Below are 24,990 nucleotides of genomic sequence, written 5' to 3'. Positions count from 1 at the left end.
TTATACGAGGACTGAGAGAGGACTGAGGACTATTCAATGAGTATTAACAATATACTTTCGTCATTTTCTTTAGTTTCCGTATTTATCTATTTGACAATTGGCTTCTATACATTTAAACAAAATCCAAAATCGTTGATTCATAAATTTTTTCTTGCAGTTTGTTCCAGTTATGCCATATGGGCATTCGCTTATTCATTTGCATACATTGCACAGGATAAGTATCTTTTCTCCTTTTGGAATAAGGTATCTGCTCTTGGCTGGTGCAGTTTTAGTGCTTTGATTTTATATTTGGTTCTTCTGATTACAGATAATAAAATATATCGAAAACGGATTATAAAAATTGCAATTTTCTTTCCCGCCTTTTTCTTTTATTTTCTAGCGGTTTTTTTGTTTGGGGTGGATATTGATACTCCGCCGATTATACAAATGATATTCTACATTGGAGATTTCATATATAATTTATCATATTTGCTTTTTTCTATTTTACTTATCCTTGTGTGGGGATTGAAGTCCAATAATAAGCGGATTAAAAAACAATCCGAAATTTTAGTAATAACCAGCATCATTCCCTTTGGGCTTAATTTATTAACACAAACCATTTTTCCGTTGGTGACACATATAGAACTTCCTAAAATCGGTCAAATATATTCCATCATTACCATAACAGGTATTTATATTGTTGTTACGAAATACAAATTTCTAAAATTACCTAAAAATTTTATCTTCGAAGAAGTTATGAATGAAATGCTGGATATGGTCATTATTGTTAATGATCAGGGAGAAATTATTGAAATATCTAAAAATACATTAAATATATTGGGATATACGGAACGCGAATTATTAGAGGAAAAATTAGATTTTATAATCGATGAAAATGATAGAAAAAGGATATCTCTGGAAAAAGTTAAAGAAAGAAATTTTAACATTAAAAATCTAAAAATGTTAAGGAAAAACGGTCATATTTTACCGGTAAATCTTTCATGTAAACAAATTATGGATAGTAAATTACATGAATTCTTAGGAGCCATCATTATTTTCCAGGATATGAGTTTAGTATATGAGCTTAAACGGGTAAATACAGAAATATTTAATGAAAAAGAACGATTCAAAATTACCTTATTATCTGTTGCTGATGGGGTAATTTCCACAGATATCAAGGGAAATATTCAGTTCATCAACAAGGTTGGCGAACAGTTAACAGGGTGGACATATGAGGAAGCGGTTAATAAACCGATAGAAGATGTTTTTAATATTATTAATGAATTTACCCGGGGAAAATGTAAAAATTCTGTACATAGGGTCATTGAGCTTGGAGAAATAATAGGGGTTGACAGCCAAAAGATTTTAGTAGCAAAAGATGGCTGCGAAAGACCCATTGAGGATAGCGCTGCACCAATAAGAGACGAAAATGGAAAAATCAGTGGTATCGTTTTAGTTTTTAGAGATTATTCAGCTCGAAAAGAAGAACGAAAAAGAATTGAATACCTAAGCTATCATGACCAACTTACGGGACTATATAACCGAAGATTTTACGAAGAGGAACTAAACAGACTGGATATAGAAAGAAACCTTCCTTTAACCATTGTTATGGCTGACGTAAACGGGTTAAAACTTATCAATGATTCTTTTGGACACACAAAGGGCGACGAGTTGTTAAAAAAAGTAACGAAAGTCATTACTAAAGGATGCCGTGCCGATGATATTATTGCTCGGCTTGGCGGCGATGAATTTGTGATTTTATTACCAAAAACAAATACCTGTGAAGCAGCGCAAATTGTAAAACGTATACGAAGTCTTGCTGCGCAAGAAGATGTAGATTCAATTAAAGTTTTTATTTCTTTTGGTTATGAGACGAAAATGGATAAGAGTAAAAGCATAGAGGATATCATCAAAAAAGCCGAAGATTATATGTATCAGGAAAAGCTCTTTGAAAGTCAAGGCATGAGAGGAAACACAGTAAAAGCCATAATTAACACATTAAATGAAAAAAATCAAAGGGAAGAGCAGCATGCTGATCGAGTCTCAAAGTTCTGTATGAGTATGGGAGAAGCACTGCAACTGCCCGATCATCAAGTTGAAGTACTTAGGTCAGTTGGACTTCTTCATGATATAGGTAAAATAGCAATTTCTGAAGACATACTCAATAAGCCGGGAAGTTTGAAAGAAGAGGAATGGAAAGAAATAAAACGGCATCCTGAAATAGGGTACAGAATACTTAGCTCGGTCAATGATTTGTCTGATATAGCCAATTATGTTTTGTGCCACCATGAAAGATGGGATGGGAAAGGATATCCCAAGGGCTTAAAAGAGAGAGAGATTCCATTTATATCGAGAATTATAACTATTGTGGATGCCTATGATGCAATGACAAGTGAGAGAAGTTACCGAAAAGCATTTTCCGATGAAGTTGCCATAACGGAGATAAAAGATAATGCTGGGACTCAATTTGATCCTGAGCTAGTAAATGTATTTACTAAAAAAGTAATGGCAAAAACTTGAATTAGGGCTTAATCCTAAGAACCGTTGGGTCAAAAATTGAACTACATTATGTAAGGAGGTTGGGCAAAAATGGATGTAAGTCCGGAAACAAGCCCAATAAAGACCCGGCGTTGCCGGTCCGTCAATCAATGAATATCACGTCATCGTGGTTGCAGAAGAAATGGGTGTGTGAAAAATAATAAAAAGGCGGAACTCCATGAAGAGTACCGTCTTTTTATTCATATGGCGAGATCCTTTTTGTTAAAGGCGTAAATACCTAAACGAAGAAGAATCAGCGTACCGGCAATAAGGCCAATGGTCTCCTTTGCCGGATTTTTGCTTCCTTCTAAAACCTCTTGAGGTTGATAACACCGAAAGAGGGATAGTTTTCGTACCCAGGATAGTTGATCACTGAGTCCTCCGGCAACATCCAAAGCATAAAAGGCTAAAGTCAGACTTGCAGCCATCGTAAAAGCAGTATCGCCTTCGGTAAACAATGCGGAGAATAAAAGACTATAGGCGCCGATTAAGCTATAGAAAGCAAACCCCTGAATACTAAAAATGCAATATCTCCAGAGGTCAAGATTTATGCCAAATCGTTTCGTCCCTACGAATAAGCCAAGCAGCGTGAAAAAGATGAGCAGAGCATTCCCACTGAAAAGCACAAGGGCCTGGGTGGTCAGAAATTCATCCCTGGAAACTGGGGTGGAAAGAAGCAGGGCTAGGGAACCATCGTTTGCCATCGCCGCGAGCAATTCATTCGCTGTCTCAACATTATATAGAGCTAAAAGCATTGCCCAGATCCGTGCAAAAAATTGAGCGGTAATAAATGCTTCAAACGTATCGACACGAGCCTCCTCTGAAACTCCGAAAACGGTCTTTACGGCAGAAGGTAATGATCCGGCGATTTGTGACACGGCCGGATTTTTGGAAATCACGGGATAGACCCAAGTCAAAAGTCCCTCATAGAGGATAATGCCTGAAGAAAGTTTGGCGATTTTTTTGCCATTTTGTTTTATCATTACACGGAATAATGCATCATTCAACTCGGCATCCCCCTTAACCTTAATGGTAGTACTGCATAAACGCATCTTCCAGTTCAATGGAGCATTGTTTAAACCGTTTGACATGAACCTGAGCAAGCGTTTTCCATAGCACATCCTGCTTGCCTGTAATAAGGATGGTGAATCGATAATTTCCCAGAGACTGAAGAATCAAACCGCTTTCCCGTAAGCATTCGGCGTCTTCTTCTTGTTCAACCTCAATTTCAAAGATTTGACATTCACCCTGTTTGAGTAAGGTGATATCTTGAACGGTCACAAGTTCTCCTTCACGGATAATCCCTACTTGTTCACACGTTTTTTCAATCTCTGGGAATTGATGTGAAGACATAAAAATGGTTTTACCGTTCCTCTTTTCTTCAAGGATCAAATCAATAAACGCCTTTTGCATCAATGGGTCAAGGCCGGATGTTGGTTCATCTAAAACAAGAACAGGTGAGTCAAGCATCAAGGCAGAGGTAATTCCCAGCTTTTGTTTCATTCCTTTGGACATTTTGCGAATATGCTGCTGCGGATTAAGGTCAAGATAGCTAAGAAGTCGCTTTTGTTTTCGCTTTATCTCTCCGACCTTGCCATGCATGCCTTCAATAAGATCTAAGAATTCCTGACCGGTAAGCTGTTCCAGAAAGCGGAGCTCACCCGGAAGATAACCGATGATACGTTTTAACTCTGTACGGTCCTGCCAGCAATCAAAATCTGATATTTTCGCGTTGCCATAATCGGGTTTCATAAATCCCATAAGCAAACGAATCGTTGTGGTCTTGCCGGCCCCATTGGGTCCTAAGAATCCAAAGGCTGTTCCTGAATCCACCTGAAAGGTCAGATTCTTAATGCCTCGTCCTTCACGATAGGTTTTTGTGAGTTCACTAACTTTAAACAAGCCGGTCCCACCTTTGCCAATACCTTCCTATTTCATAGAATATGCAAAAATAGGTAAAAGGGTTTAATCCATCGGATAACAAAAATCGGACGATAGCATACGATATGATGGGATGGAGGTGCGACATTGGAACTTACAAAAGAAATTCAAGAAGGACTTAATAATGCATCACAATATGTGATTGGCGGTATAGATCAGATCGTGTCGGGTAATCTTGATGAATATCACAGCGTTTCTCCGAGTCCGGGGGCAACATCACTTGCTGCACTTGCTCTTCTTGCCCTAGGAAGGGGCTTTGAAAACGCTCAACAGGAGGCATTAAATTGGCTGAGAAACAACTATCGTGAAGGTTGGGGAAAAACCCCCGGCGATCAACCGGATGAAGAGATAACGCAAATCGCAAGAGCAGCGCTCAGCGGGAGTCAAGCTGGATGGTGGGGCAAGATTTTGTTGCTTGCTCAAGCACGCCAATTTTCCCAAATGATTTTATCCTTAGGGCAAAGGATGGTTCCCGGCCTTGAGGGACCGACTCCTGAAGAGATCGTTCTTCCGACGATACTCGAAGACAGGGTATTAACGAAGCTTCCGCTATATGGCCGGCCTGTCGTTGTTGCAGCATCATTGCTTTGTGCCGCATCACAAGAGAGTATGAAAAAAGGAATTCAATACCTTCTGGATACCCAATTAAAAGATGGTTCTTGGTCAGAGGATATCATTGCCACCAGTTTGGCAATTTTGGCTATCATGCGCACAGGCGGCAACTCTGAAAGAATGGAAAAAGCGGGACAGTGGCTGGTCCGGAAGCAGTATCCCAGCGGCGGATGGCCGGCATTTGACCAACTTAATATATGGGCTGTGGGCTGGGCACTTTGTATTTACGGGGAATCCAAGCAAGGACAAAATGATATTTCGTGGTTAAATCGAGCGGTTAATTGGCTAAAACAGGGGCAGAATGAGGATGGAAGTTACGGAAGTACGCCTCCCTTTACGCACCCGGATTTAGATGATACGGCAGTGGCTCTCATTGGTTTGCATCAAGTCGGCCAAGAGAATCCTTCAAGCCTTAAACTCCTTAAGAATTTGCAAAATACCGATGGCAGTTGGGGAACGTTTCCCAGTTTTCAGGGTCGGCCTCCGCAGATTTCGTCGGACTTCCCGGTCTATATTCCGAGTGTTGATGTCAGCATTCATGCTCTTGAGGCGTTATGGCAGCGATCGCGTTCGCAAGAAGCCCGGATTTGGCAAGGACTGAATTGGATATTAGCCCAGCAGGATGATCAAGGGGCATTTCCGGCATCTTGGTATGAAGGGCCAATTTACAGTACGGCCCAGGCCATAGAACTCTTGAGCAAGTGGAAGTTCAGCTGGGAACGCTGGAAAAGCGCACATCAAATTTTAAAAGCACGAAAAAAAAGCCTGGAATTTTTGATCCAAGCTCAAAATAAGGATGGGGGCTGGGGTTCTGTGGTTGAGACGGGTTTAGCCGTGTCAGGATTGATGCGCTATGCCGGGGCTGTTCCGAAAGATGTCTTAGACAGGGGAATATATAATCTCCTAATAACACAGAAGAACAATGGTTCCTTTGAACCTTCTTATCGAGCAATCTATGCCAAGGGATGGAATTATGAAGAACCAATCACGACGGCGCTTACGGCTATTCGAGCTTTTCAAAGATATAACCAAATATACCAGGCGTCATACGGAAAATCCAGAAAATCGTTTTAGAGCATTTTATTGCTGATTTTGTTCAAGTGCACGGGCCAGCTGATCCGGACATGAGGTAGGTTTTTCTCCACAGCTGATTCCTTTTAAGCGTTTAATCACTTCATCGACAGGCATTCCCTCCACCAATAGGGCAATGGCCTCAAGGTTTCCGGGGCATCCCCCGATGAATTGCACGTTTTGAACGATATTATTTTCGGTCTCAAATAAAATTTTACGGGAACAAACTCCCCTCGGTGTGTATGTTTTCATGTAGATTGATCCTTTCTAAGTAAAGTTTTCGGATGGATAATCTTTTAAATTATAAAGATTCACCTTTAAAAAGTAAAGACTTGACAGCGGCATTCAATAGGAATACCGCTCCTTTATATCAAATTTTTAAAAATTCTTGTCTAACCAAGAAACTTTTGAAGGATTTATGGTGATTTAAAGCGAAAATTCTATTACAGCAAGGAAAAGGAGAGGGTAATTTATTGGGCAATATATCAACTTCATATAAATCAACGTCCGCTTCTTCTTCAGGGGGATTATCCAATCTTTGGAATCAGGAAGATTCTTGGGCAGTATGGCTGGGTCTGACTATCGTCCTGTTAAGTATTGTCTTCTGGGGTATCGGCGACAACTTCATGGCTTGGATTGGGGTTAAAACACCGAGCTATAGTAATTTCCAAGATCCCCTTAATTATCTTAGCAGTCATAAAGATTCTATCTTTGCGCTATATCTATTTTTTCTAATTTTGTTTTCAATTGCGTTCAAGGCTCTCAACGTAAAGGTTAAATGGTTTTTTGCCGGATTTACGTTCCTTTTTGGCCTCAGTGTTCTCGTTTCGGTAGTTGGTTCTTGGGATGTCATGAAACGATATAATATCGAAACTCCGCTGCTCGCACTTGTTGTAGGTCTTCTTATCAGTAACCTTTTGAAGATCCCAAATTGGTTAAATACTGCACTTCAGACCCAATTTTATGTTAAGTTAGGCATTGTGTTAATGGGGGCTACCTTACCGTTTACATTACTTCTCGAAGCCGGTTCTGTAGCTTTTTCCCAAGCAACAATTATTGCTGTAGCTACTTTTCTCAGTATATATTGGACAGGAACACGGTTATTCTCGCTTGATAAACGTTTTGCAGCTACCTTGGCAGCAGGGGGATCAATTTGCGGAGTTTCTGCCGCAATTGCGGTAGGTGGAGCTGTGAAGGCTGATAAGCAGCATGTCTCAATCGCGATTTCCTTAGTTATTCTCTGCTCTATTATTATGATTTTTATCCTGCCCTTTGCCATCAACGTGCTAAATGTTCTTCCCGGACCCGCCGGAGCATGGATTGGTACTGCAGAATTTGCCGATGCCCCCGGAATGGCAGCAGCGGCGGCAATTAATGAACAAGCCCTTAGAACTTTTACACTTATGAAAGTTGTCGGTCGGGATATGTTCATTGGCATATGGTGTTTTATTATGGCTTTAGTTTCAATCACGCGATGGGACAAGCGATATGGAAGTTCCAAACCCAATGCCAAGGATATTTGGCTTCGGTTTCCAAAGTTTGTACTTGGTTTTTTTATAAGTTCAATTATTATTTCGATTTTAACAGCTTCTAATATAGGTACACCGAAAGTCATTAATGCCAATGTCATTAATCCGATTATCCAACTGCGAGATTGGTCTTTTATTTTTACTTTTCTTTCAATCGGCCTGTCCAGCCGTTTTAAGGAACTTGCTTCGGCAGGGTGGAAGCCTTTAGCGGCGATAACTGCCGGAGTATTCGTAAACCTTCCGCTTGGCTATCTGTTATCTGTCAAAATTATGAATAATTTTTGGACAATAGTAAAATAAGCTTTTTGAAGCTGAAAGAGGAGACGAAAAGTATGCGCCCGGATAATGAAACTTGTGTACAAAGAGCTCGATTTTTCTTTTATTTCTTTGAGAAAAAGGACTGGGAACCGGGGGAGTATCCGCCTTTTAAAGACATTTTAAAAGTAAAAAAAGTTGAACCCGAAGCCGTTCGTAATCTAAATCGGTTCCTGAATATTAGATTGGAGAGGATTGCTTCAATGATGGAGGTGCTGATGAAAGCACATGAAGATTGGGCGGTAACGGGGTTTAAAGATCATATCCTCATGGAAACTGAGAGCTTTGATTTTAACGATGCAGTGGCGGTTTTGAAGGAAAACGGTTTTAGTGATCATGAATTTATTTTAAAAGTTGAATATACCCGTTTATGGGGTGTCTTGTAGAGTTGATTATAAAACTCCCGGTAATTATTGCCGGGAGTTTTAATTTAAAATTGACATTATGACAGACATTTCGTCTAAAAATGACAAGATGTCACGTTAGAAATCAGCTGGGATTTATTAACATGAGACCTTAAACCTTGATATTATGCAAGTTATCACAAGAACTTATCCCTTGGCATGGGTTTTGCTTATTACATTATGAGTAAACTGATGCGCCAGAGAAAACAGAAAGAGGTGAACACTAATATCCTTGAATAAGACGTAAAATGAGGCGCAAAATCAAAAAAATGGAGGATGGATAATGGCACAAGTGGAAACCAGAAAAGCAACATCTCCGTCAGGGGGCTTGTCCGATCTTTTTAAGAAAGAGGATTATTGGGCTGTATGGCTGGGACTTGGTATTGTATTAATATCAATGCTGCTTTGGGCTTCGGGCAGCAGTTTTATGAAGTCAATTGCGATTAAAATCCCAACCTGGAGTGATTTTAGCACAGCAACAACCTATCTCGGTGCTAATGTCGGTAATATTTGCCTAATGTTTTTGGGCTTTTTGGCCTTATTTGCGATTGCCGTTAAAGTATTAGGTTATGATGTTAAAAAGTTTACTGTGGGTTTTACCGTACTTTATATTCTAAGTCTTATCGTCTGTGTATTAGGATCATGGACTGTAGCAAAAAAGTATAATTTTGAAGCACCGCTGCTGGCGCTGGCTGTTGGTTTGATCATCGGCAATGCACTACCGATTCCTCAGTGGCTTGATGCAGCGCTGAGAACAGAGTTTTATGTTAAAACGGGTATAGTCTTGCTCGGCGCCACACTTCCTTTTACTCTCATTCTTCAATCAGGACCGGTAGCCTTTTTACAAGCTACACTTATTGCGTCAACAACCTTTTTAACAATCTATTGGGCGGGTACACGGATTTTTAAGCTGGACAAACGCTTTGCTTCCACTCTTGCTGCCGGCGGTTCAATCTGCGGTGTATCAGCATCCATTGCCATCGGTGGTTCTGTTCAAGCCGAGAAACAACATGTTTCTGTTGCTATTTCTCTCGTTGTTGTTTGGGCGGTTGTCATGATTTTCTCCCTGCCTATGTTTATTAGTGCCTTGGGTATTCCTGCCGGTCCCGCAGGAGCATGGATCGGTACATCCGAATTTGCTGATGCAGCAGGTATGGCTGCAGCTGCGTCCCTTGGAGAACAATCCATTAAAACCTTTACCCTTATGAAAGTTGTCGGAAGGGATATGTTTGTTGGTATCTGGTGCTTTATTATGGCTATGATATCGGTTACGAAATGGGAGAAGAGAGATGACGGATCAAAACCAAACGCCGGCGAAATCTGGACTCGTTTCCCGAAATTCGTTCTGGGTTTCTTTGTGGCTTCGATCATTGTGACGATTCTGGTAGCATCTGTCGGAACGGGGACTGCTGCGGCACAGAGTGTTGATTCTCTTATTATCGCACCGGTTAAGGAATTAAGAACGTGGGCATTTATCTTCACTTTCTTGTCCATCGGCATGACGACACGATTCAAAGAGCTGACTTCCGTTGGGTGGAAACCTTTTGCCGCCTTTACGACAGGCGTATTGGTCAATGTCCCTCTTGGTTATTTGTTATCTGTCGTAGTCATGGGGAATTATTGGGGTTCAATCTAAGGATAGTCTCTGCATTATCCAGACAAAATAGCGGACCGGTCTGCACTGTGAAGTAAAGGTCATTGTGTAGCCGGTCATTTTATTTTACCGTATAAAATAATTTTAATGAAATGAAAAAAAGAGATAGTCATGCTACACTAAAGATAAACTTTTTGTCGTAAAGAAAAAGAAGGGGGTTAATTATTTGGTAAAAAACTCAATTCCTTGGTGGATGCGATTAAAATATCTCTTTCTTTTCTTCGGAGTTAGCATGTCCATTCTGCCTTTATTTCTTCTTGGATATTTAGGCTTTACATCGGTAAGCCAAAATCTAAAGCAAAACATTTACGAAAGAAATTTTGAGCAAGTAACGGTGTTTGCTCATGAAATAGAATCTTCCTTCTTAGAAGTTGAGGATAGCTTGAATCTTATAGCGACTACGAGTGCCAATGACCTCCTGGGTGAGGATTCGGGGCCTCGGGAGTTAATTTATAAGGCTCTTATGCAAAAAGAACCGGTTATTGAAGAAGTAAAAGTAATCCATGCGAATTGGCCTGCTCCCAAATCATCCTCAATAATAAGTGAGGTTTTTTATGCGTCGGACGGATGCCCGAAGGTTTATATATCGGTGCCTGTCCAAGATCCTTTAACCCATGAACTAAGCGCTTATCTGCAAGCTAAAATCGATTTAACAGGGATAATTGACCGCTTTGCCGATGTTCATTTGGCAGAGGGGGGATATCTATTTGTCGTTGACCATTCCGGAAATTTAATTGATCATACTGCCTGGGATAGTGCTCAAAATGTGGAAATTCATGAGAATCCTGCAGTTCAGAGCTATCTTGAAGGAGAGGGCTCATCCTCGGAAACGAATTATAAAAATCAAGCCGGCGTGAACGTTATCGGGGCGTATGCTTCTATGGAAAATCCGAATTGGGCAGTATTTATTGAACAGCCAACCCGCGCGGCCAGTAAGCCAATTTCAGAGTTTGCATACCGACTCATCATGATTGCGTTTCTCATCATGGTTTTGGTGATGATTTTAAGTGTAGCTTTTACGTTAAAAGTCGTTCAACCGATTGAAAATCTCGAAGAACAGGTTAGAAACATCATTTCGACAGGGAACTTAGAATCTCATATTCCAATTCAAAGTTGGGATGAAATTGGAAGATTAGTTCAATCCTTTAATCAATTATTAAATTCCTTAAACCAAAAAAATGAAAGTATTAAAGACGAAAAAGAACTTCTGACTACCGTTGTTGATGGGATTGGTGCCGGAATGGCCCTATTGAATTCCGATGAAAGAATTATTTGGTGGAACACAAAGTTTAGGGAATGGTTTGGAAATCAACTGGCTAATCTTCCGTGTGATGAAGTGGTTAAAGGTGAAGGCATGGAGAGATTTTACCTTGAAAATGGCCGCAATATCTTAGTATACTTGAACAATGAACGACGTCATTTTCGTCAGATGTACTATGAGTTATCACCGGATAATCCTGAAAATGCAGCTTATCTGTTACTTCTTGAAGATGTTACTCAAGAAGTCGAAATGGAAGCCCACATGATTGAAACAGACAAAATGGCAGCCATAGGGCTTTTAGCGTCGGGCGTAGCTCACGAAATTAATAATCCATTAGCAGTTGTTTCAGCTCAGAGTGAAGATTTACTGGACCGCTTAATCGAAGAAGATCATGAGCTGACACGCGGGGAAGTTAAAGAAGGATTTAGGATTGTCTTGGAGCAAACTTCACGTTGTAAACAGATTACTGACCGCTTGCTTAGATATGCTCATAAGCGCAGCGATGAGCGAGAACCCATAAACATTGGAGCAGCAAGTATTCAGGCGTTTGGCTTAATCGAACACAAGACTAAACAGAAAAAAGTTCATATTGAGGTACAACTCGAAAATGATCTGTTCGTTCAGGGAAATGAAAATGAGTGGCAGCAAGTTGTGCTTAATCTGATTGCGAACGCTTTGGATGCTTCTGCTGAAGAAGAGGTAATTGAAGTCAAGGGATGGCAAGAAAATGAAGTAGTTCACTTTACAGTCAGAGATTACGGAGAAGGAATTCCTGCCCATAACCTTACTAAGGTGTTTGATCCATTTTATACAACAAAATCCGTTGGTCAAGGAACAGGCCTGGGGTTATATGTGAGTTACGGAATTATTCAGCAGATGAAGGGAAACATGACATTAGAAAGTAAAGAAGGACAAGGAACGATAGTCAAGATTACCTTGCCTCTTCATAAGGTAGGGGATTACAACTGATGAAGTATGGTCAGAAAATACTCATTTTAGACGATGAAAAAAACTTGCGAGTAATTATTGCACAACGCCTGCGGCGTAAAGGCTATGATATATTTGAAGCCGGCACAGCCGCTGAGGGGATTGCGGTATTAAAAGAAAATTTGCTTGATGTGGTTTTGTTAGATATTAAACTACCCGATGGCGATGGGCTGACACTTTTACCCAAGATTAAGCAGCTGCAGCCTGATCTTCAAGTTGTAATGCTGACCGGAAACGGTACAATCCAGTCGGCAATTGAAGCTATGAAACTCGGGGCTTATGAGTATTTAACAAAGCCATGTAACCTGTCAGAGCTCGAAATTACGTTACAAAAGGCCTCTGAGAAAAGAAAATTGGTTTTAGAAAATACCGGTCTTAAGCAGGTTGTAAACCGTCAAACTTCGGAATTTAAAATTATAGGTGAAAGCGAACCGATGGTTGAGCTTCTGAAAATAACCCGTAAAGTGGCTGAAACCGATACGTCCGTTCTAATTCAGGGTGAAAGTGGCGTGGGTAAGGAGTTGATTGCCCAAGCCGTTCATCTTTGGAGTTCACGGGTTAATAGTCCATGTATTGCAGTGAATGCCGGTGCTATCCCAGAAGCATTAATTGAGAGCGAGCTTTTTGGACATGAAAAAGGGTCTTTTACCGGGGCTGGAATGCAAAAAATTGGGTTGGTTGAAATGGCGGATAATGGAACGCTTTTTCTGGATGAAATCGGTGAGATGCCTTTATCTTTTCAAGTAAAGCTGTTGCGTTTTTTAGAAAGCGGGGAGTTTCGGCGTGTAGGGGATACTCGGCTGCGTCGAGTTGATGTTCGTGTTGTCGCAGCTACTAATCGTGATCTGCGGGAGGAAATAATAGAAGGAAGATTTCGTGAAGACCTATTTTATCGTTTAAATGGTTTAACCTTATTCGTTCCTCCACTGCGCGAGCGCCGGAAGGATATTCTTCCGCTCGTCGATTACTTTTTTGAAACCCAGCGTGAGAAAAAGTCTTTTCAACAGGAATATTCTTTAACCCCTAAAACTCAGGAACTATTGCTTACCTATGATTTTCCGGGTAATGTGCGTGAACTCTTCCATCTTATTGAACGCGGACAAATCCTGTCATCGAGAGGGCTGATTACACCTAAAGATATTTGGCCGAATCAATCAGAGCAGTTTATTAAGACAGCGACTCCGGAAGCAGCCGGAATTCTTAAATTATTTCAGGCAAATAAGCAGCCTTCTTTAGAAGAGCTTGAAAAATTCTATATTTTAGATACACTTGAGCAAGTAAAGGGAAACAAGGCAGAAGCAGCCCATTTATTAAAAATAAGTGTTCGTACGATGTATCGCAAACTGCAGAGCTATGGAGTTCTTGATAGTTGAGCCGTCAACCTCTCACTTAAGTAGGTAGAACCAAGAATTAAAATGCCGCCTAAGATTTGGATAAGACTCATACTTTCGCCAAGGAAAACCGCGGCAAAAACGACTGCTGAAATGGGATCTACATAGCTGAGCACTGCTATGGACTGAGCCTTTAAATCCTTAAAGGACGTAAAATAAAGGAAATACGCAATACCGGTATGAAATATCCCTAGGATCAGGATATAAATCCCTGATTGTAAACTTATCGATGAGAGATTTATTTGATCTTTGATCAAAACATAGGGCAGAAGAACTAAGGTGGCAAGCAGTAATTGGATGACAGTCGTCTCAATCCCGGATAGGTTTTTAATAAATTTGTTCATCAAGATGACACTGGCATAAAGCACCGCTGCCGATAGGCCATAGAGTATACCGATAGTATGATTAAAGGAGCCTTCTGTGACGTTGCTCCCGACATTAACGATTAAAAATAAGCCGATCATGGCTGCAATTATAGAAGCTATTTTAATGAAGGTTAGTTTTTCCTTAAGGACAAAAGGAGCTAAAAGCATCACAAATACGGGTGCAAAATAATAGCTGAGGGTTGCATTGGAAATCGTCGTATACTTATACGCCTGAAATAATAGTATCCAATTAAAACCGATGGCAGCCCCCGAAAAGAATAGCAAAATCCCGTTTTCCCTGATTCGCTGAAAAGATGGCTTTTTTCGGATTATGATACTGACACCGATTAAAAATAAACTTCCAAGCATACCTCTTAAAAATGCGATCGAGCTTGAGGATAGATCAATATTTTTTACAAAAACGCCAATGCTTCCGAAAATGAGCATTGCGCTGATAAATCTTATTCTGCTATTCATCTTTCACCTCATACACGTAGAGCATTATCTGTTGATCATGACTAAGCCAAGAATACAAAAAATGGCCCCGAGAATTTTATTTACCCCAAATCCTTCCTTGTAAAAGAGAATGCCAATCGGAATTAAGATAACCGCAAGTGCAATATTCGCCACTAAAGAGCCGACACTGATCTTCCAGCCTGCTCGATATGCCAATAAATAACCTAATTCGAGTCCGACGATAGCAAAACCAAGAACAATGCTTGTCCAATTCAAATCTTTTAAAGCGTGAAGAATTCCTTTCTCTGATCGGTTGAAGAAGTACATGATCAGCGAAACCAGCGCAGCTGTCAGATAGGTTACGAGCAGCGCTAAAAAAGGATTCGCTTTGGCAGGCGTTGATTTTTGGACGATATTATATATAACGTTTGAGGCTATAATAAGTAAGATCGAAAAGACGTAAATAAACATGAGCTGTTCCACTACTCCTTTATTGAGACTAATACTTATATATTACATGTTCAGAGTCTGGATTTAAAGGAAAAATTAAGGGAGGAAACCGGTGATGCGTTTATTTATCGGAATTGATCTGCCAGAGAAGCTGAAAAAAGAACTGCTTGGCTTTCAGACAGAGTTAAAAACGCTTGGAGTAAAGGGATTGTGGAAAGCCCAAGATAACTTTCATATTACTTTAGAATATTTAGGTGAGTTAGACCCCAGTACTGTACCCTTGCTTTCCGAAACACTGTCCCAAGTAGCCAGGAAACATCCGTCTTTTCGTTTGAACGTCGGCGGCTTAGGGTCTTTTCCTTCTTTTAAACGTCCTCATACTCTTTGGACGTCTGTCGGAGGGAGCTTAAAAGAGCTGAATATACTAAGGGACGAGCTTCATCACGAGCTCGCCCAAAAAAGATTTGCATTGGAGGATCGACCGTTTAAGCCGCATTTAACGCTTGCTTCTCGCCCGGAACTTGATGGCTTGGATATAGCTTCTGCTCAGGCAAAACAGCTGGGTGAATTCGTCGTTGCGGAGGTTGTTCTCTTTGAGAGCAAAGTCATTCGCGGAAAGCGAATCTATACCCATATATTTGAAGAAAGATTATGCTAATTTATTTCTTCGATCTCTCCCACAAAGCGGGATAAAAGAAATGAACCAATTAAAACAATAGACGTATACATTTCATACAATTTCTTGGACTTTCCGATCTTCTGTACCTTCTTGTACATAGACGGGGATAGGTCTTCAAGGGCTTTTATTTTTTCCGGAACGGTGTTATAGGGATTGGTTAAAGCTTGATACTGTTCACATAAGAGAAGGTTTTTCCGTTGAATGAGCTTATCTGTTTCTCGAGTTCGGGTTATCGGCTGCGGGGTGTGTGGAATATCGAAGATTAATCGGACGGTATAATCAGTAACCCATAGATCGGTGTATTGATACCCTGCCTTGATCAACCCGTCGATAAACGCATCACGCATCGGTAAATCTTTAAGGGTGATCATAATATCCATGGTCAACTCTAAGGGCTCAGAAAACTCTCCCAATTTAAAACCGGTTAGCCACCAGTGTTTATCATGACGTATAAAGAGCGGCTTGCCATTCTTCTTTAACGCATATGCCATAGTCAAACAATCTTCATCACTTACGGATTGATAAAATGTTCCCGCAAAAACTCCCTCAAGGGTGATTTTATGGGATGCAATATAGACCCCGATTTCACCGCCTGTGACTAAATCGTATTGCCCCTTCCAAAACGCAATCATCCACTTCTTCCCTTGGTAATCAAAGTAGATGGGTTCACAATCAATAATCATCCCAAAAGGTGCAGCGGCTTCATCATATAGGCGGCAATAACCAACATCCCTCTGCCAGGGGTTCATCGTTGAATAAAAAATATCTTGCGCCGGATCATAGCCATAACCCGCAAGCTCAATGATTTTATCGAGTTCTTTATTACCCATCGACATAGACTTGCCTCCTTCCTCAATACTAGTCCTCTTTGTACCATAATATGGAATCCACGCATAGAATGGTGCATAAAGAGTGTGTGAAAGTCGTATTGATGAGGGGACAAGGGAAAGATGAAAAGAGATGCGCATTATTATGCTTTGTTAGCCTTTTGCCGTGCGTGTGGATATAGCAAGGAGAGCGCACATGTTATCGCCGACGCCTCACAATTTGTTGATGATGCGAAGATTAATCTGATGTTTTTGGATACTAATGATTTGAAAGCTCCTTACGAATTTGTGAATAATCGACCCGCTTTTTTTAATATGGCAACCTGCCATTCGTATTTTCAAATCGAAACGTTTAATTATGAGGCGATGGTTAACAACACGATTGCTTTTCATTTCGTTCCCGGTTTCAAAGGCGAAAACTTCACGAAAAGGCTTCGCTGTATGGAAGAATCCCCCATTATAATGGACTTAATTAAAGAGGTCATGCTTGAGGATGATCTCATAAAGCTTGGTATGGTTTTGCATGTCTATGTTGATACATTTTCTCATCAAGGTTTTAATGGCATGGTAAGCAAAGTTAATGCAATTAAGAATTGCGAAGCGTATAATATCAAATCATTAGGCTTATTCGATAAGACACTCAAGATATTAAAGCAACTCTCCCAGAATAATTATGAAATTTATTTTGACAAGATAATGCCGGCTTATGGACATGCACAAGCTTTGGACTATCCGGATCTGCCTTATTTGGAGTGGGCGTATGAATATGATTATAGTGATGAATTCAATGGGCTTTACAAAAAGATTGTGATAGATAACAAAGATCGCTATCAACGGGCGTTTAGGGGTGTTGAAAAATTGCTGAAGAACTATTTGCTGTATCATCCGCACTACAGGGATTCAGCGATTCAGTTTGACAGCATAGAACCGCTGATGAAATCACTTATATACGAAGGTCATGATGCCCTGCGGATTAAGAATTGGCAAAATTTATTAATCGAGCAGAGATTACTCGATAGGAAGGATAAAGATTTACTCACTTATGAGGATGACCGTTGGCTGAAAGATGCTTTCGCGAATTATGACCGCAAAGTTTTTGAAAACCGTGTGGTTGAGAATGTTCGATTAGCTGATAACTTTGAGTGTTCTAAGTGGTACGGTTTCTATACTGCGGCCAAATGGTATAAAAAAAGGTTTTTGGAGATTTGCAATAAGTATCAATTATTTTTACCCATCTGATCATTGAAGTTAAAGGAGAAATAAACCAATGCCGTTTTTTCAATATGGTCAAAAAGAAATGGATTACCTTAAAAGCAAGGATAAGAAACTAAGCGAAGCTATTGAACGAATCGGCATGATTCAGCGTGAGGTCATCCCAGACCCATTTTCGGCTTTGATTTCAAGTGTTGTTGGTCAGCAGATTTCGAATAAGGCGGCGGCAACGGTTTGGAATCGGTTATCGGCCCTCCTGGGAAGCATTACTCCGGAACGTATTGCACAGGTGGATCTGATGGAGATCCAAGGATGCGGGATGTCGGAGAGAAAGGCCGGCTATATTAAGGGTATCGCTGATGCGGCTATGGATGGTGCGGTTGATTTTAGAACCCTGGATAAGCTGAGGGATGAGGAGATTATTCAAAAGCTGTCTTCACTTCATGGAGTTGGGATTTGGACAGCCGAAATGCTCCTTATTTTTTCCTTGTGCCGTCCTGATGTGGTCAGCTATCGGGATTTAGGAATCCGTCGGGGAATGATGAATTTATACGGACTCCAAGAACTGCCTAAAGATCAGTTTGAACGCTATCGCAAGCGGTATTCTCCTTATGGATCTGTTGCATCTTTCTATCTTTGGGCGCTTGCGGTGAAATAATTTGAACGGTCCTTTGCAATAATCTATGATTATGAGCACCAAAAAAGGGCTGTTTGACGACAGCCCTTGGTACTTTTTAATTCTTTTGTTATCCTCTGGCCTTTGGGCCGGGTGCATATTGTGAAGGAATGCGAACAGGCTGAACTCTTGGTTGTTGCGGAAGCCGAGGTTGCGGATATGCATAGCATTGCTGTGGGATTGGCGGGACACAGGGATAAACAGGATAACAGCAAAGCGCTTCAAATGGCTCCGGACATTTGTGGAATAAGATCATCGTAATCACCTCGAATATAAAAATGGATATTATCTAATACCAATATATTCCATGATTATTTAAGGGAAAGTTGACCATTCAAAGTTGTTCACAACTTTCTTCAAAGCGATGTCCGATCACTTTTCCGGAAGCAGCCTGTTTTATCGATACGTTTTGTTCAGAAGTTTCGCTTTTTAGCTGAAAGCAGGCCTCAGCGTCATTCCAGAATACAAGATAGTGCAAAGTCTCGATTTCCAGGCGGTCTCCTTCATAAATTTCAGTTCCTTCCCGATCCGTAAAGCCTGTCCATTGAAGCAATTCAAATTTACTGATCGGTTCCCAAGAGCGTCCGGGAATACTTAGGGCAAAAGGAGCTTGACTTTGAGTATCAAATGTAATGGCAAGAATCTTAAACATCTTTTTCCGGACTTTATCCCATGCACGGTATTTTGTAGTTTTCATTATTTTTCCCCTTTCTACAATTATCTATACGGATGCTGGGAATCCGTTTTTGGGTTGTAACAAGCATCCAATTTCTGGAGAAACGGAATACTGTACTAAGACACAAGAAAATATTTGCATATATATGGAGCTGTTATGTAAATATATATTGCCACAAAATCAATTCTGAGCTATTCTATACATAATAAAATTTACGCGTACAGCGGACATTTGTCTTTCTTATAAGGAAATCGCTTTTGGAGGTATGGGATTTGTTAACGGTAGAAAAAATTGGCGGAACTTCAATGACACAATTCCAGGATGTATTGCATAACATCATCGGAAACCCCGGGGATCCTGATTTTCATTATGGTCGGGTATTTGTCGTCTCGGCTTATGCCGGTGTTACGAATCTGCTTCTGGAGGACAAAAAAACTAAAGCTCCGGGCGTATATCAGCGCTTTGCCAGGGGTGAAGATTATGAAAAAACGCTCGATGAATTGCTGGAATATCTATTAAAAATCAACGAGAAATTTATTGATTTAGGTCTTGATGAAGAAGTTGCAAAAGCCTTTTTGATTGGGAGAATTGCGCAAACAAAATCGTATCTCAGCAGTATGGGAGAAATTATTGCTTCCGGTTATGTCGAACGCGAAAGTATTTTTTCGGCGGCTCGTGAGTTATTGTCTTCGATCGGAGAAGCCCATTCGGCTTTTAACTCTGTTAATATTCTGCAAAATCGAGGGATTCCGGCAAAACTTGTCGACCTCACCGGTTTTCGGGATTCCAGACAACTCACGATCAGCGAGCGGATTGAACAGTCTTTTAAAAATATTGATCCTTTTACCGGAATTGTAATTGCTACGGGATACACCAAGGGCCGTGAAGGAATCATGCGGCAATTTGCGCGTGGTTACTCGGAAATAACATTTTCAAAGATTGCAACTTATCTGCATGCAGATGAGGCGATCATTCATAAGGAATATCATTTATCCTCCGCCGATCCGAAAGTAGTCGGATTAGATAAAGCTGTTCCTGTAGGCCACACGAATTATGATGTGGCAGACCAATTGGCGGATGTCGGCATGGAGGCTATTCACCCCAATGCTGCTAAACCCTTGGAATTAGCCGGGATTAATTTACGCTTAAAAAACACGTTCCAGCCCAAACATCCGGGGACATTGATTTCCAAGGGCTATGTCGGTCCGGAAGCGAAAATTGAAATTATTGCCGGTTCGGATAAGGTTGTTATTATTGAAATCCATGATGCTTCGATGGTGGGACAGACGGGCTTTGACTTTGAGATTATGAAAACGTTTAATCAGTTTGATATAAGCTATATTATGAAAGCTACGAATGCCAACAGCATTTCTCTGGTTATTTGGGAATCGGATTTAAGTGATGAATTGATTATTGAACTCAGAGAAAAGTATGAGACCGTCACGGTAAAGCAAGTGGCCATAGTTTGCGTGATCGGTTCCAATATTGCTTTGCCAAATATTCTGGCCCGTGCAGCTTCAATTCTTGCGAAAAACAAAATCAATATTAACTGTGTATCTCAATCCTTACGCCAAGTTAATATGCAGTTTGTTATTGACCGAGATAAGTATACTCAAGCGATCATTCAGTTAAATGAAGAATTGTGCTTAAAGTAGGTTGACATTTCTTTTATTCTCGCCTAATATATTTAACGAGCTGACATTGAGGATTCGCAATACAATTGCGATCCGTAATGAGAAACCGCTTGTTATGGAAGGCTGGTTTATAAACGCCGAAGCGTTTATGAACGGGTTTACAGGTAGGTTTAAAAGACAAAGAGAGAAGGTGTTTATTCGCCTTCTCTCTTTGTTTCTTTGTTATCAGCTCTACTCATTGCTTACAAATGCGGAGCTTGGTTACTTCCCGATACAGATGTTTCTAATGTTTCAGGCTTGGGTTTACGGGGAGGTTTTGGTCCAAAAAATTGGTAATAATGGCATTCGATTTGGCCATTATAGAGTTTTCGACTTTTATCCCAGGGCCTCCCGATGAATTCCTCAGGTTTCTTGAGCGAAGTGATTACATGGAGTGACCAGGTAGGCAGGCCTTGGAAAGTATGCCCTAAGTCTTGGTAAAGTTGTTTTATCTCCTCCAGTTCGCCGAGGCGTTCCCCATAGGGAGGATTAGTGATTAAATGGCCATATTGGAAACGCGAACGTACTTCACCCACCGTCAATTTTTGAAAATAGACAGTATCCTTTAGTCCGGCGTCTTCGGCATGGGTACGCGCCAGCTGTAAAGCGCTTGGATCAATATCTGAACCATAGATATGTAATTCTTGATCCGGCCGATAAAGGTCATAGGCTTCCTCGCGCGCTTGCTGCCAAGTTTTTTCCGAAATGTTGCTCCATTTTTCAGAGATGAATTCACGTTTCAGCCCAGGGGCACGATTTTGTGCTATCAGCGCAGCTTCGATAGGAATGGTCCCTGTACCGCAGAATGGATCAATTAAAGCCCGGTCAGCCTTCCAATAGCTTAGCTGAATCATGGCAGCCGCTAAGGTTTCCTTTAAGGGAGCTTGTCCGGCTAATTTTCGATAGCCGCGTTTATGCAGTCCCGGGCCGGAGGTATCAATGGTTAATGTTACAATATCTTTGAGCAGTGCGACCTCAATTTTATAACGTGGGCCTGTTTCTTCGAACCAGCTTATACCATAAACATCTTTCAAACGTTCAACAATCGCCTTTTTGACAATGGCTTGGCAATCAGAGACACTAAAAAGTTTTGACTTGATTGACTTGCCCTCAACGGGGAATTCGGCATCAATCGGAAGCCATTTTTCCCAGGGGAGGGCTTTGGTTTGCTGGAAGAGTTCTTCAAACGTTGTCGCTTTAAATTCTCCCATTTTTAAAAGAACACGCTCCGATGACCGGAGCCACAGATTAGTTCGGCAGATTCCCAGTTCATTGGCGGCAAAGGTTACTTTCCCATTCTCAACCTTAGTCTCATTATAGCCTAGGTTCTTTAACTCGCGGGCAACAATGGATTCGATTCCAAAGGCGGACGTCGCAATTAACTCGAGTTTAGACAAAAGAAACACCTACTTTATTCAAATTCAATAGTATTGCTCATTACTATTATAAATGCGGCTTGATAAGCTGTCCTTATTATAGTATAGACCTTTGAATAAAAATACAAGTTACGGAATGAAACCGTTAAAGAGAGTAAACCTCAAGGAGGATTTTCAACGTTAAGGTCGAAATAATGTGAGACCAATATGGAAAATGGCTAGCCGGTCGTTGGGCTAGCCATTTATTTGTCCGCTTTGAATTAAGTTGAGCTGCCTTTAGAAATGAACGTTGCACAATCCGTCATTTCCGTTGTTGAGGCATTGGGAGCTTGAACTTCGATTTGAGCAGCGTAACAATGATCATTTCCCCAGTAATGGCAGGTATTAACGACGCATTTTATTCCTTGAAGATGTGATTTAAGTTTATCGACTCGACCAGGCATGCTTTTTCCTCCCTTAAAGAAATTTTTCATTGGATAACATCTTTATTTTTTACGTTAATGTGAGATTTATTAGTGGGAGATTGTAACAAAAAAATTACGGAGATAGGTGGGGCTATGGGTAAAATTTTGATTGTAGCGGAAAAACCGTCTCAAGCTCGTGAATATGCGAAAACGATCGGCGTCAAGGGTAGAGGAGAAGGATATCTTCACAATGATGAATATATTATCACTTGGTGTATCGGTCATTTGCTTGAATTAAGCCGTCCCGAAGAATATATGAATTTAGAGAAAGTGGGGAAAAGATGGGGGCTGCATCGTCTTCCTGTTTTGCCGCCGGTTCAGGAGTTTAAACATCATATCAAGGCATCAACTCAAAATCAATTCAAGGTTCTTACGCAGTTTCTTAAATCTCCGGAAATAGATCAAGTCATCTGCGGAACTGATGCGGATCGGGAAGGACAGCTTCTTTTTCAAGAAGTTTGGGATATGGTACAATGTAAAAAGCCTTTGAAACGGCTGTGGGTGTCTTCTTTGACCGCACAAGCGATCAGGGAGGGGATGAACCAGCTTCGCAATGAAACCGATGTCAAGGGATTAGCACAAGCCGGTTACGGTCGAAGTTATGCAGATTGGGATTTCGGTATGAATCTTACCGAGGGGTTCTCCTCTTTGTTTGGGAGTTATGATCCCGTGCGCAAAAAACCTAATGTGATTTCAATCGGACGTGTTCAGACTCCGACTCTTGCTTTAGTTGTGGAACGTGAATGGGAGATCGAACAGTTTAATCCTGTCCATTACTGTGAGGTTGAAGCAGAATTTAAAGCTGATGCAGGCAATTACACCGGGAAATGGGTGGAACCCCCTAAGGACAATGCTTCGGTGGGGAAACAGGCGGATTCTAACAGCGCAGAACATGGCCTCGATCGGGAAGGAGCCGAAGCCATTGCCGCAAAGGTGAAAGGTAAATCAGGAACGGTTCATTCAATTGAGGCGAAAGAGGTTCAGGAGCCGCATCCGCTGTTATTTGATCTTACGTCTCTAACGGTTACAGCATCAAAACGGTTTGGAATGAGTGCCGAACACGTTCTGAAGACTGCTCAATCCCTCTATGAAAAGAAAGCCATAACCTATCCGCGTACGGATTGTAATTTTCTGCCCATAGATATCCTTCCTAAATTACCGGCTCATTTGCGCGCTCTACAGATCGAACCGTATCGAGCATGGGTCGAAGAAGCCTTGGATAAAGATTTACCAAGCGGGAAACGTGTTATCAATGAAATTACTGCTCACCATGCTATTATCCCCACGAATGAAAGGGTAGCGCCTGAAAAGCTTTCAAGTGATGAATGGAAGCTCTGGGACATAATCGTGCGCCGTTTTTTGAGTATTTGGTTCCCGCCGGCACGTTATGAAACGACGATAATTCATACCAAAGTTGAGGGGGAGTATTTCCGAACACGAGGAAAGATGCTTCTCGACTTGGGCTGGAAAAAAGTCCACGGCGACAATTTTGATGAAACGGATTCTCCCAAACCCGGGAAAGGCAAATCCAAAAAAGGCGGCGGTGACGAAACAGGGGATACAAACTTTGAAGACATAGCGTTGCCGGCGCTCATTTTAGGGGAAAGGGTTACTCTTAAGAAAATAGCCGTTAAGGAGAAAGAGACAAAACCTCCGAAACGGTATACGCAAGGTGATTTACTTAAGGCGATGGAAAACGCCGGGAAGAAAGTTGAGGACGAATTGCTGCAGCAGCAGCTTAAGGGAAAAGGAATCGGAACAGTAGCAACACGCCCCGCTATTATTGAAAATTTGCTGGAGCGAGGTTATTTACTGCAAGATCACCGTACACTACAGCCGACCGAGAAGGGTAAGGATCTGATTCGCTTAATTAAAGAGGAACTACCTAAAGCCCAACTTTTAGTAAGCGCAGAAATGACAGGCCAGATGGAATATGATCTGGGGCAGGTTGAGCAGGGGAAAATGAAACTTGAGCATTACATGACCCAAGTGGAGAAAGCGATTGTAGAAATTCTCGACGAGTTAAGAACGTACGAAAAATTGCATGGTAAACGTCCCTTAGCACACGTTCCGCTGAAAACAAAAGGGAAGCAAAGTAAAGCGGTTACAGCAGCCAAAGCAAAAGGCCAACCGGAAGTATTAGGGCTTTGCCCGCTCTGCGGCGGAGATATTATTGAGGGGAAAAAAGGCTATGGCTGCCTGAATTGGCGGCAGGGGTGCGCTTTTGTATTGTGGAAAACCCCGATCTGCGGTAAGGTTCTCTCACCGGCACAAGTGAAAAAGCTTTTAAAAAAGGGATCCACTGATTTAATCAAGGGATTTCGCTCTAAGTCGGGGAAAGCTTTTTCCGCTCATTTAATTTGGGCGGAGGAAGGTTCTGCAAAACTCAAATTCAAGTTTGAATCCGATAAAAACGTCAATTGAATTATCATAGGGCTGGAATATTAAAAAAAC

The 24,990-nt window shown here is 41.2% G+C and carries 22 protein-coding genes; 13 read left to right on the top strand and 9 right to left on the bottom strand.

The window, feature by feature from the left end:
- Positions 1–36 precede the first annotated feature (36 nt).
- Positions 37–2,499 carry an HD domain-containing phosphohydrolase gene (locus VB077_RS10455; protein ID WP_323415179.1) on the top strand — a complete coding sequence of 821 codons (2,463 nt, stop codon included), beginning with the start codon at positions 37–39 and terminating at the stop codon, positions 2,497–2,499.
- A 218-nt stretch (positions 2,500–2,717) separates the two neighbouring features.
- Here VB077_RS10455 and VB077_RS10450 read toward each other — a convergent pair whose 3' ends face one another.
- Together VB077_RS10450 and VB077_RS10445 are read right to left on the bottom strand one after the other, a co-directional pair.
- Entirely contained in the window at positions 2,718–3,524 is an 807-nt protein-coding gene (locus VB077_RS10450) for an ABC transporter permease subunit (RefSeq protein ID WP_323415178.1), read from the bottom strand.
- Between the two features lie 19 nt (positions 3,525–3,543).
- Complete coding sequence (locus tag VB077_RS10445; RefSeq protein WP_323415177.1) at positions 3,544–4,419, bottom strand: ATP-binding cassette domain-containing protein; 876 nt, start codon at positions 4,417–4,419, stop codon at positions 3,544–3,546.
- Between the two features lie 126 nt (positions 4,420–4,545).
- Here VB077_RS10445 and VB077_RS10440 point away from each other — a divergent pair, with 126 nt between their 5' ends.
- Positions 4,546–6,144 (top strand): prenyltransferase/squalene oxidase repeat-containing protein, encoded by a 1,599-nt coding sequence (locus VB077_RS10440; protein ID WP_323415176.1) that lies wholly within the window; start codon positions 4,546–4,548, stop codon positions 6,142–6,144.
- Between the two features lie 6 nt (positions 6,145–6,150).
- Here VB077_RS10440 and VB077_RS10435 read toward each other — a convergent pair whose 3' ends face one another.
- Positions 6,151–6,393, bottom strand: a complete 243-nt coding sequence (locus tag VB077_RS10435; RefSeq protein ID WP_323415175.1) for a TIGR03905 family TSCPD domain-containing protein — start codon at positions 6,391–6,393, stop codon at positions 6,151–6,153.
- A gap of 221 nt (positions 6,394–6,614) precedes the next feature.
- On the opposite strand from VB077_RS10435, the gene VB077_RS10430 reads away from it, so the two are divergent.
- From VB077_RS10430 to VB077_RS10410, 5 genes are all read left to right on the top strand, one after another.
- The gene (locus tag VB077_RS10430; protein ID WP_323415174.1) at positions 6,615–7,970 is read left to right on the top strand and encodes a YeiH family protein; all 1,356 of its coding nucleotides are present in this window, start codon (positions 6,615–6,617) and stop codon (positions 7,968–7,970) included.
- Positions 7,971–8,002: 32 nt separating this feature from the next.
- Positions 8,003–8,371 (top strand): hypothetical protein, encoded by a 369-nt coding sequence (locus VB077_RS10425; RefSeq protein WP_323415173.1) that lies wholly within the window; start codon positions 8,003–8,005, stop codon positions 8,369–8,371.
- Between the two features lie 301 nt (positions 8,372–8,672).
- A complete protein-coding gene (locus VB077_RS10420; RefSeq protein WP_323415172.1) occupies positions 8,673–10,025 on the top strand; it encodes a YeiH family protein in 1,353 nt (450 codons plus the stop codon).
- A 184-nt stretch (positions 10,026–10,209) separates the two neighbouring features.
- On the top strand, positions 10,210–12,273 hold the full coding sequence (locus tag VB077_RS10415) for an ATP-binding protein (protein WP_323415171.1): 2,064 nt from the start codon (positions 10,210–10,212) through the stop codon (positions 12,271–12,273).
- A complete protein-coding gene (locus VB077_RS10410; protein WP_323415170.1) occupies positions 12,273–13,664 on the top strand; it encodes a sigma-54 dependent transcriptional regulator in 1,392 nt (463 codons plus the stop codon). Before VB077_RS10415 ends, VB077_RS10410 begins: the two co-directional genes overlap by 1 nt.
- On the opposite strand, the gene VB077_RS10405 is transcribed toward VB077_RS10410, so the two are convergent.
- Positions 13,643–14,524 carry a DMT family transporter gene (locus VB077_RS10405; RefSeq protein WP_323415169.1) on the bottom strand — a complete coding sequence of 294 codons (882 nt, stop codon included), beginning with the start codon at positions 14,522–14,524 and terminating at the stop codon, positions 13,643–13,645. The two genes, VB077_RS10410 and VB077_RS10405, sit on opposite strands and share 22 nt — an antisense overlap.
- Before the next feature lie 24 nt (positions 14,525–14,548).
- Complete coding sequence (locus tag VB077_RS10400) at positions 14,549–14,974, bottom strand: EamA family transporter (protein WP_323415168.1); 426 nt, start codon at positions 14,972–14,974, stop codon at positions 14,549–14,551.
- A 94-nt stretch (positions 14,975–15,068) separates the two neighbouring features.
- Here VB077_RS10400 and thpR point away from each other — a divergent pair, with 94 nt between their 5' ends.
- A complete protein-coding gene (gene thpR / locus VB077_RS10395) occupies positions 15,069–15,611 on the top strand; it encodes an RNA 2',3'-cyclic phosphodiesterase (protein ID WP_323415201.1) in 543 nt (180 codons plus the stop codon).
- Here the strand turns inward: thpR and VB077_RS10390 are convergent.
- Complete coding sequence (locus tag VB077_RS10390) at positions 15,608–16,468, bottom strand: DUF4474 domain-containing protein (protein WP_323415167.1); 861 nt, start codon at positions 16,466–16,468, stop codon at positions 15,608–15,610. The two genes, thpR and VB077_RS10390, sit on opposite strands and share 4 nt — an antisense overlap.
- Before the next feature lie 114 nt (positions 16,469–16,582).
- On the opposite strand from VB077_RS10390, the gene VB077_RS10385 reads away from it, so the two are divergent.
- From VB077_RS10385 to VB077_RS10375, 3 genes are all read left to right on the top strand, one after another.
- Positions 16,583–17,698, top strand: coding sequence for a DUF6765 family protein (locus VB077_RS10385; RefSeq protein ID WP_323415166.1), 1,116 nt, complete (start codon positions 16,583–16,585; stop codon positions 17,696–17,698).
- Positions 17,699–17,726: 28 nt separating this feature from the next.
- Positions 17,727–18,329: a DNA-3-methyladenine glycosylase gene (locus VB077_RS10380; RefSeq protein WP_323415165.1), complete on the top strand. Its 603-nt coding sequence runs from the start codon at positions 17,727–17,729 to the stop codon at positions 18,327–18,329.
- Between the two features lie 120 nt (positions 18,330–18,449).
- A complete protein-coding gene (locus tag VB077_RS10375; RefSeq protein ID WP_323415164.1) occupies positions 18,450–18,608 on the top strand; it encodes a hypothetical protein in 159 nt (52 codons plus the stop codon).
- A gap of 73 nt (positions 18,609–18,681) precedes the next feature.
- Here VB077_RS10375 and VB077_RS10370 read toward each other — a convergent pair whose 3' ends face one another.
- Positions 18,682–19,044 carry a YopX family protein gene (locus VB077_RS10370; RefSeq protein ID WP_323415163.1) on the bottom strand — a complete coding sequence of 121 codons (363 nt, stop codon included), beginning with the start codon at positions 19,042–19,044 and terminating at the stop codon, positions 18,682–18,684.
- Between the two features lie 251 nt (positions 19,045–19,295).
- Here VB077_RS10370 and VB077_RS10365 point away from each other — a divergent pair, with 251 nt between their 5' ends.
- Positions 19,296–20,678: an aspartate kinase gene (locus tag VB077_RS10365; RefSeq protein ID WP_323415162.1), complete on the top strand. Its 1,383-nt coding sequence runs from the start codon at positions 19,296–19,298 to the stop codon at positions 20,676–20,678.
- 221 nt (positions 20,679–20,899) lie between these two features.
- On the opposite strand, the gene VB077_RS10360 is transcribed toward VB077_RS10365, so the two are convergent.
- Together VB077_RS10360 and VB077_RS10355 are read right to left on the bottom strand one after the other, a co-directional pair.
- Positions 20,900–22,093, bottom strand: a complete 1,194-nt coding sequence (locus tag VB077_RS10360) for a class I SAM-dependent RNA methyltransferase (RefSeq protein ID WP_323415161.1) — start codon at positions 22,091–22,093, stop codon at positions 20,900–20,902.
- A 239-nt stretch (positions 22,094–22,332) separates the two neighbouring features.
- Positions 22,333–22,515 (bottom strand): DUF1540 domain-containing protein, encoded by a 183-nt coding sequence (locus VB077_RS10355; RefSeq protein WP_323415160.1) that lies wholly within the window; start codon positions 22,513–22,515, stop codon positions 22,333–22,335.
- A gap of 114 nt (positions 22,516–22,629) precedes the next feature.
- Between VB077_RS10355 and VB077_RS10350 the strand changes: the two genes are divergently transcribed.
- The gene (locus VB077_RS10350) at positions 22,630–24,960 is read left to right on the top strand and encodes a DNA topoisomerase 3 (RefSeq protein WP_323415159.1); all 2,331 of its coding nucleotides are present in this window, start codon (positions 22,630–22,632) and stop codon (positions 24,958–24,960) included.
- The last annotated feature ends 30 nt before the right edge of the window (positions 24,961–24,990 follow it).

Source organism: Desulfitobacterium sp. (genome assembly GCF_034927245.1).
GTDB lineage: Bacteria > Bacillota > Desulfitobacteriia > Desulfitobacteriales > Desulfitobacteriaceae > Desulfitobacterium_A.
The sequence above is the reverse complement of the archived record's forward strand: the minus strand, read 5'-3'. Positions and strand labels throughout refer to the sequence as shown.

Bases quoted from the DNA above. Each gene is read 5' to 3' on its own strand.
- VB077_RS10455 (WP_323415179.1), top strand. From the start codon at position 37: ATGAGTATTAACAATATACTTTCGTCATTTTCTTTAGTTTCCGTATTT.
- VB077_RS10435 (WP_323415175.1), bottom strand. From the start codon at position 6,393: ATGAAAACATACACACCGAGGGGAGTTTGTTCCCGTAAAATTTTATTT.
- VB077_RS10425 (WP_323415173.1), top strand. From the start codon at position 8,003: ATGCGCCCGGATAATGAAACTTGTGTACAAAGAGCTCGATTTTTCTTT.
- VB077_RS10420 (WP_323415172.1), top strand. From the start codon at position 8,673: ATGGCACAAGTGGAAACCAGAAAAGCAACATCTCCGTCAGGGGGCTTG.
- VB077_RS10410 (WP_323415170.1), top strand. From the start codon at position 12,273: ATGAAGTATGGTCAGAAAATACTCATTTTAGACGATGAAAAAAACTTG.
- VB077_RS10405 (WP_323415169.1), bottom strand. From the start codon at position 14,524: ATGAATAGCAGAATAAGATTTATCAGCGCAATGCTCATTTTCGGAAGC.
- VB077_RS10400 (WP_323415168.1), bottom strand. From the start codon at position 14,974: ATGTTTATTTACGTCTTTTCGATCTTACTTATTATAGCCTCAAACGTT.
- thpR (WP_323415201.1), top strand. From the start codon at position 15,069: ATGCGTTTATTTATCGGAATTGATCTGCCAGAGAAGCTGAAAAAAGAA.
- VB077_RS10390 (WP_323415167.1), bottom strand. From the start codon at position 16,468: ATGTCGATGGGTAATAAAGAACTCGATAAAATCATTGAGCTTGCGGGT.
- VB077_RS10385 (WP_323415166.1), top strand. From the start codon at position 16,583: ATGAAAAGAGATGCGCATTATTATGCTTTGTTAGCCTTTTGCCGTGCG.
- VB077_RS10380 (WP_323415165.1), top strand. From the start codon at position 17,727: ATGCCGTTTTTTCAATATGGTCAAAAAGAAATGGATTACCTTAAAAGC.
- VB077_RS10370 (WP_323415163.1), bottom strand. From the start codon at position 19,044: ATGAAAACTACAAAATACCGTGCATGGGATAAAGTCCGGAAAAAGATG.
- VB077_RS10355 (WP_323415160.1), bottom strand. From the start codon at position 22,515: ATGCCTGGTCGAGTCGATAAACTTAAATCACATCTTCAAGGAATAAAA.
- VB077_RS10350 (WP_323415159.1), top strand. From the start codon at position 22,630: ATGGGTAAAATTTTGATTGTAGCGGAAAAACCGTCTCAAGCTCGTGAA.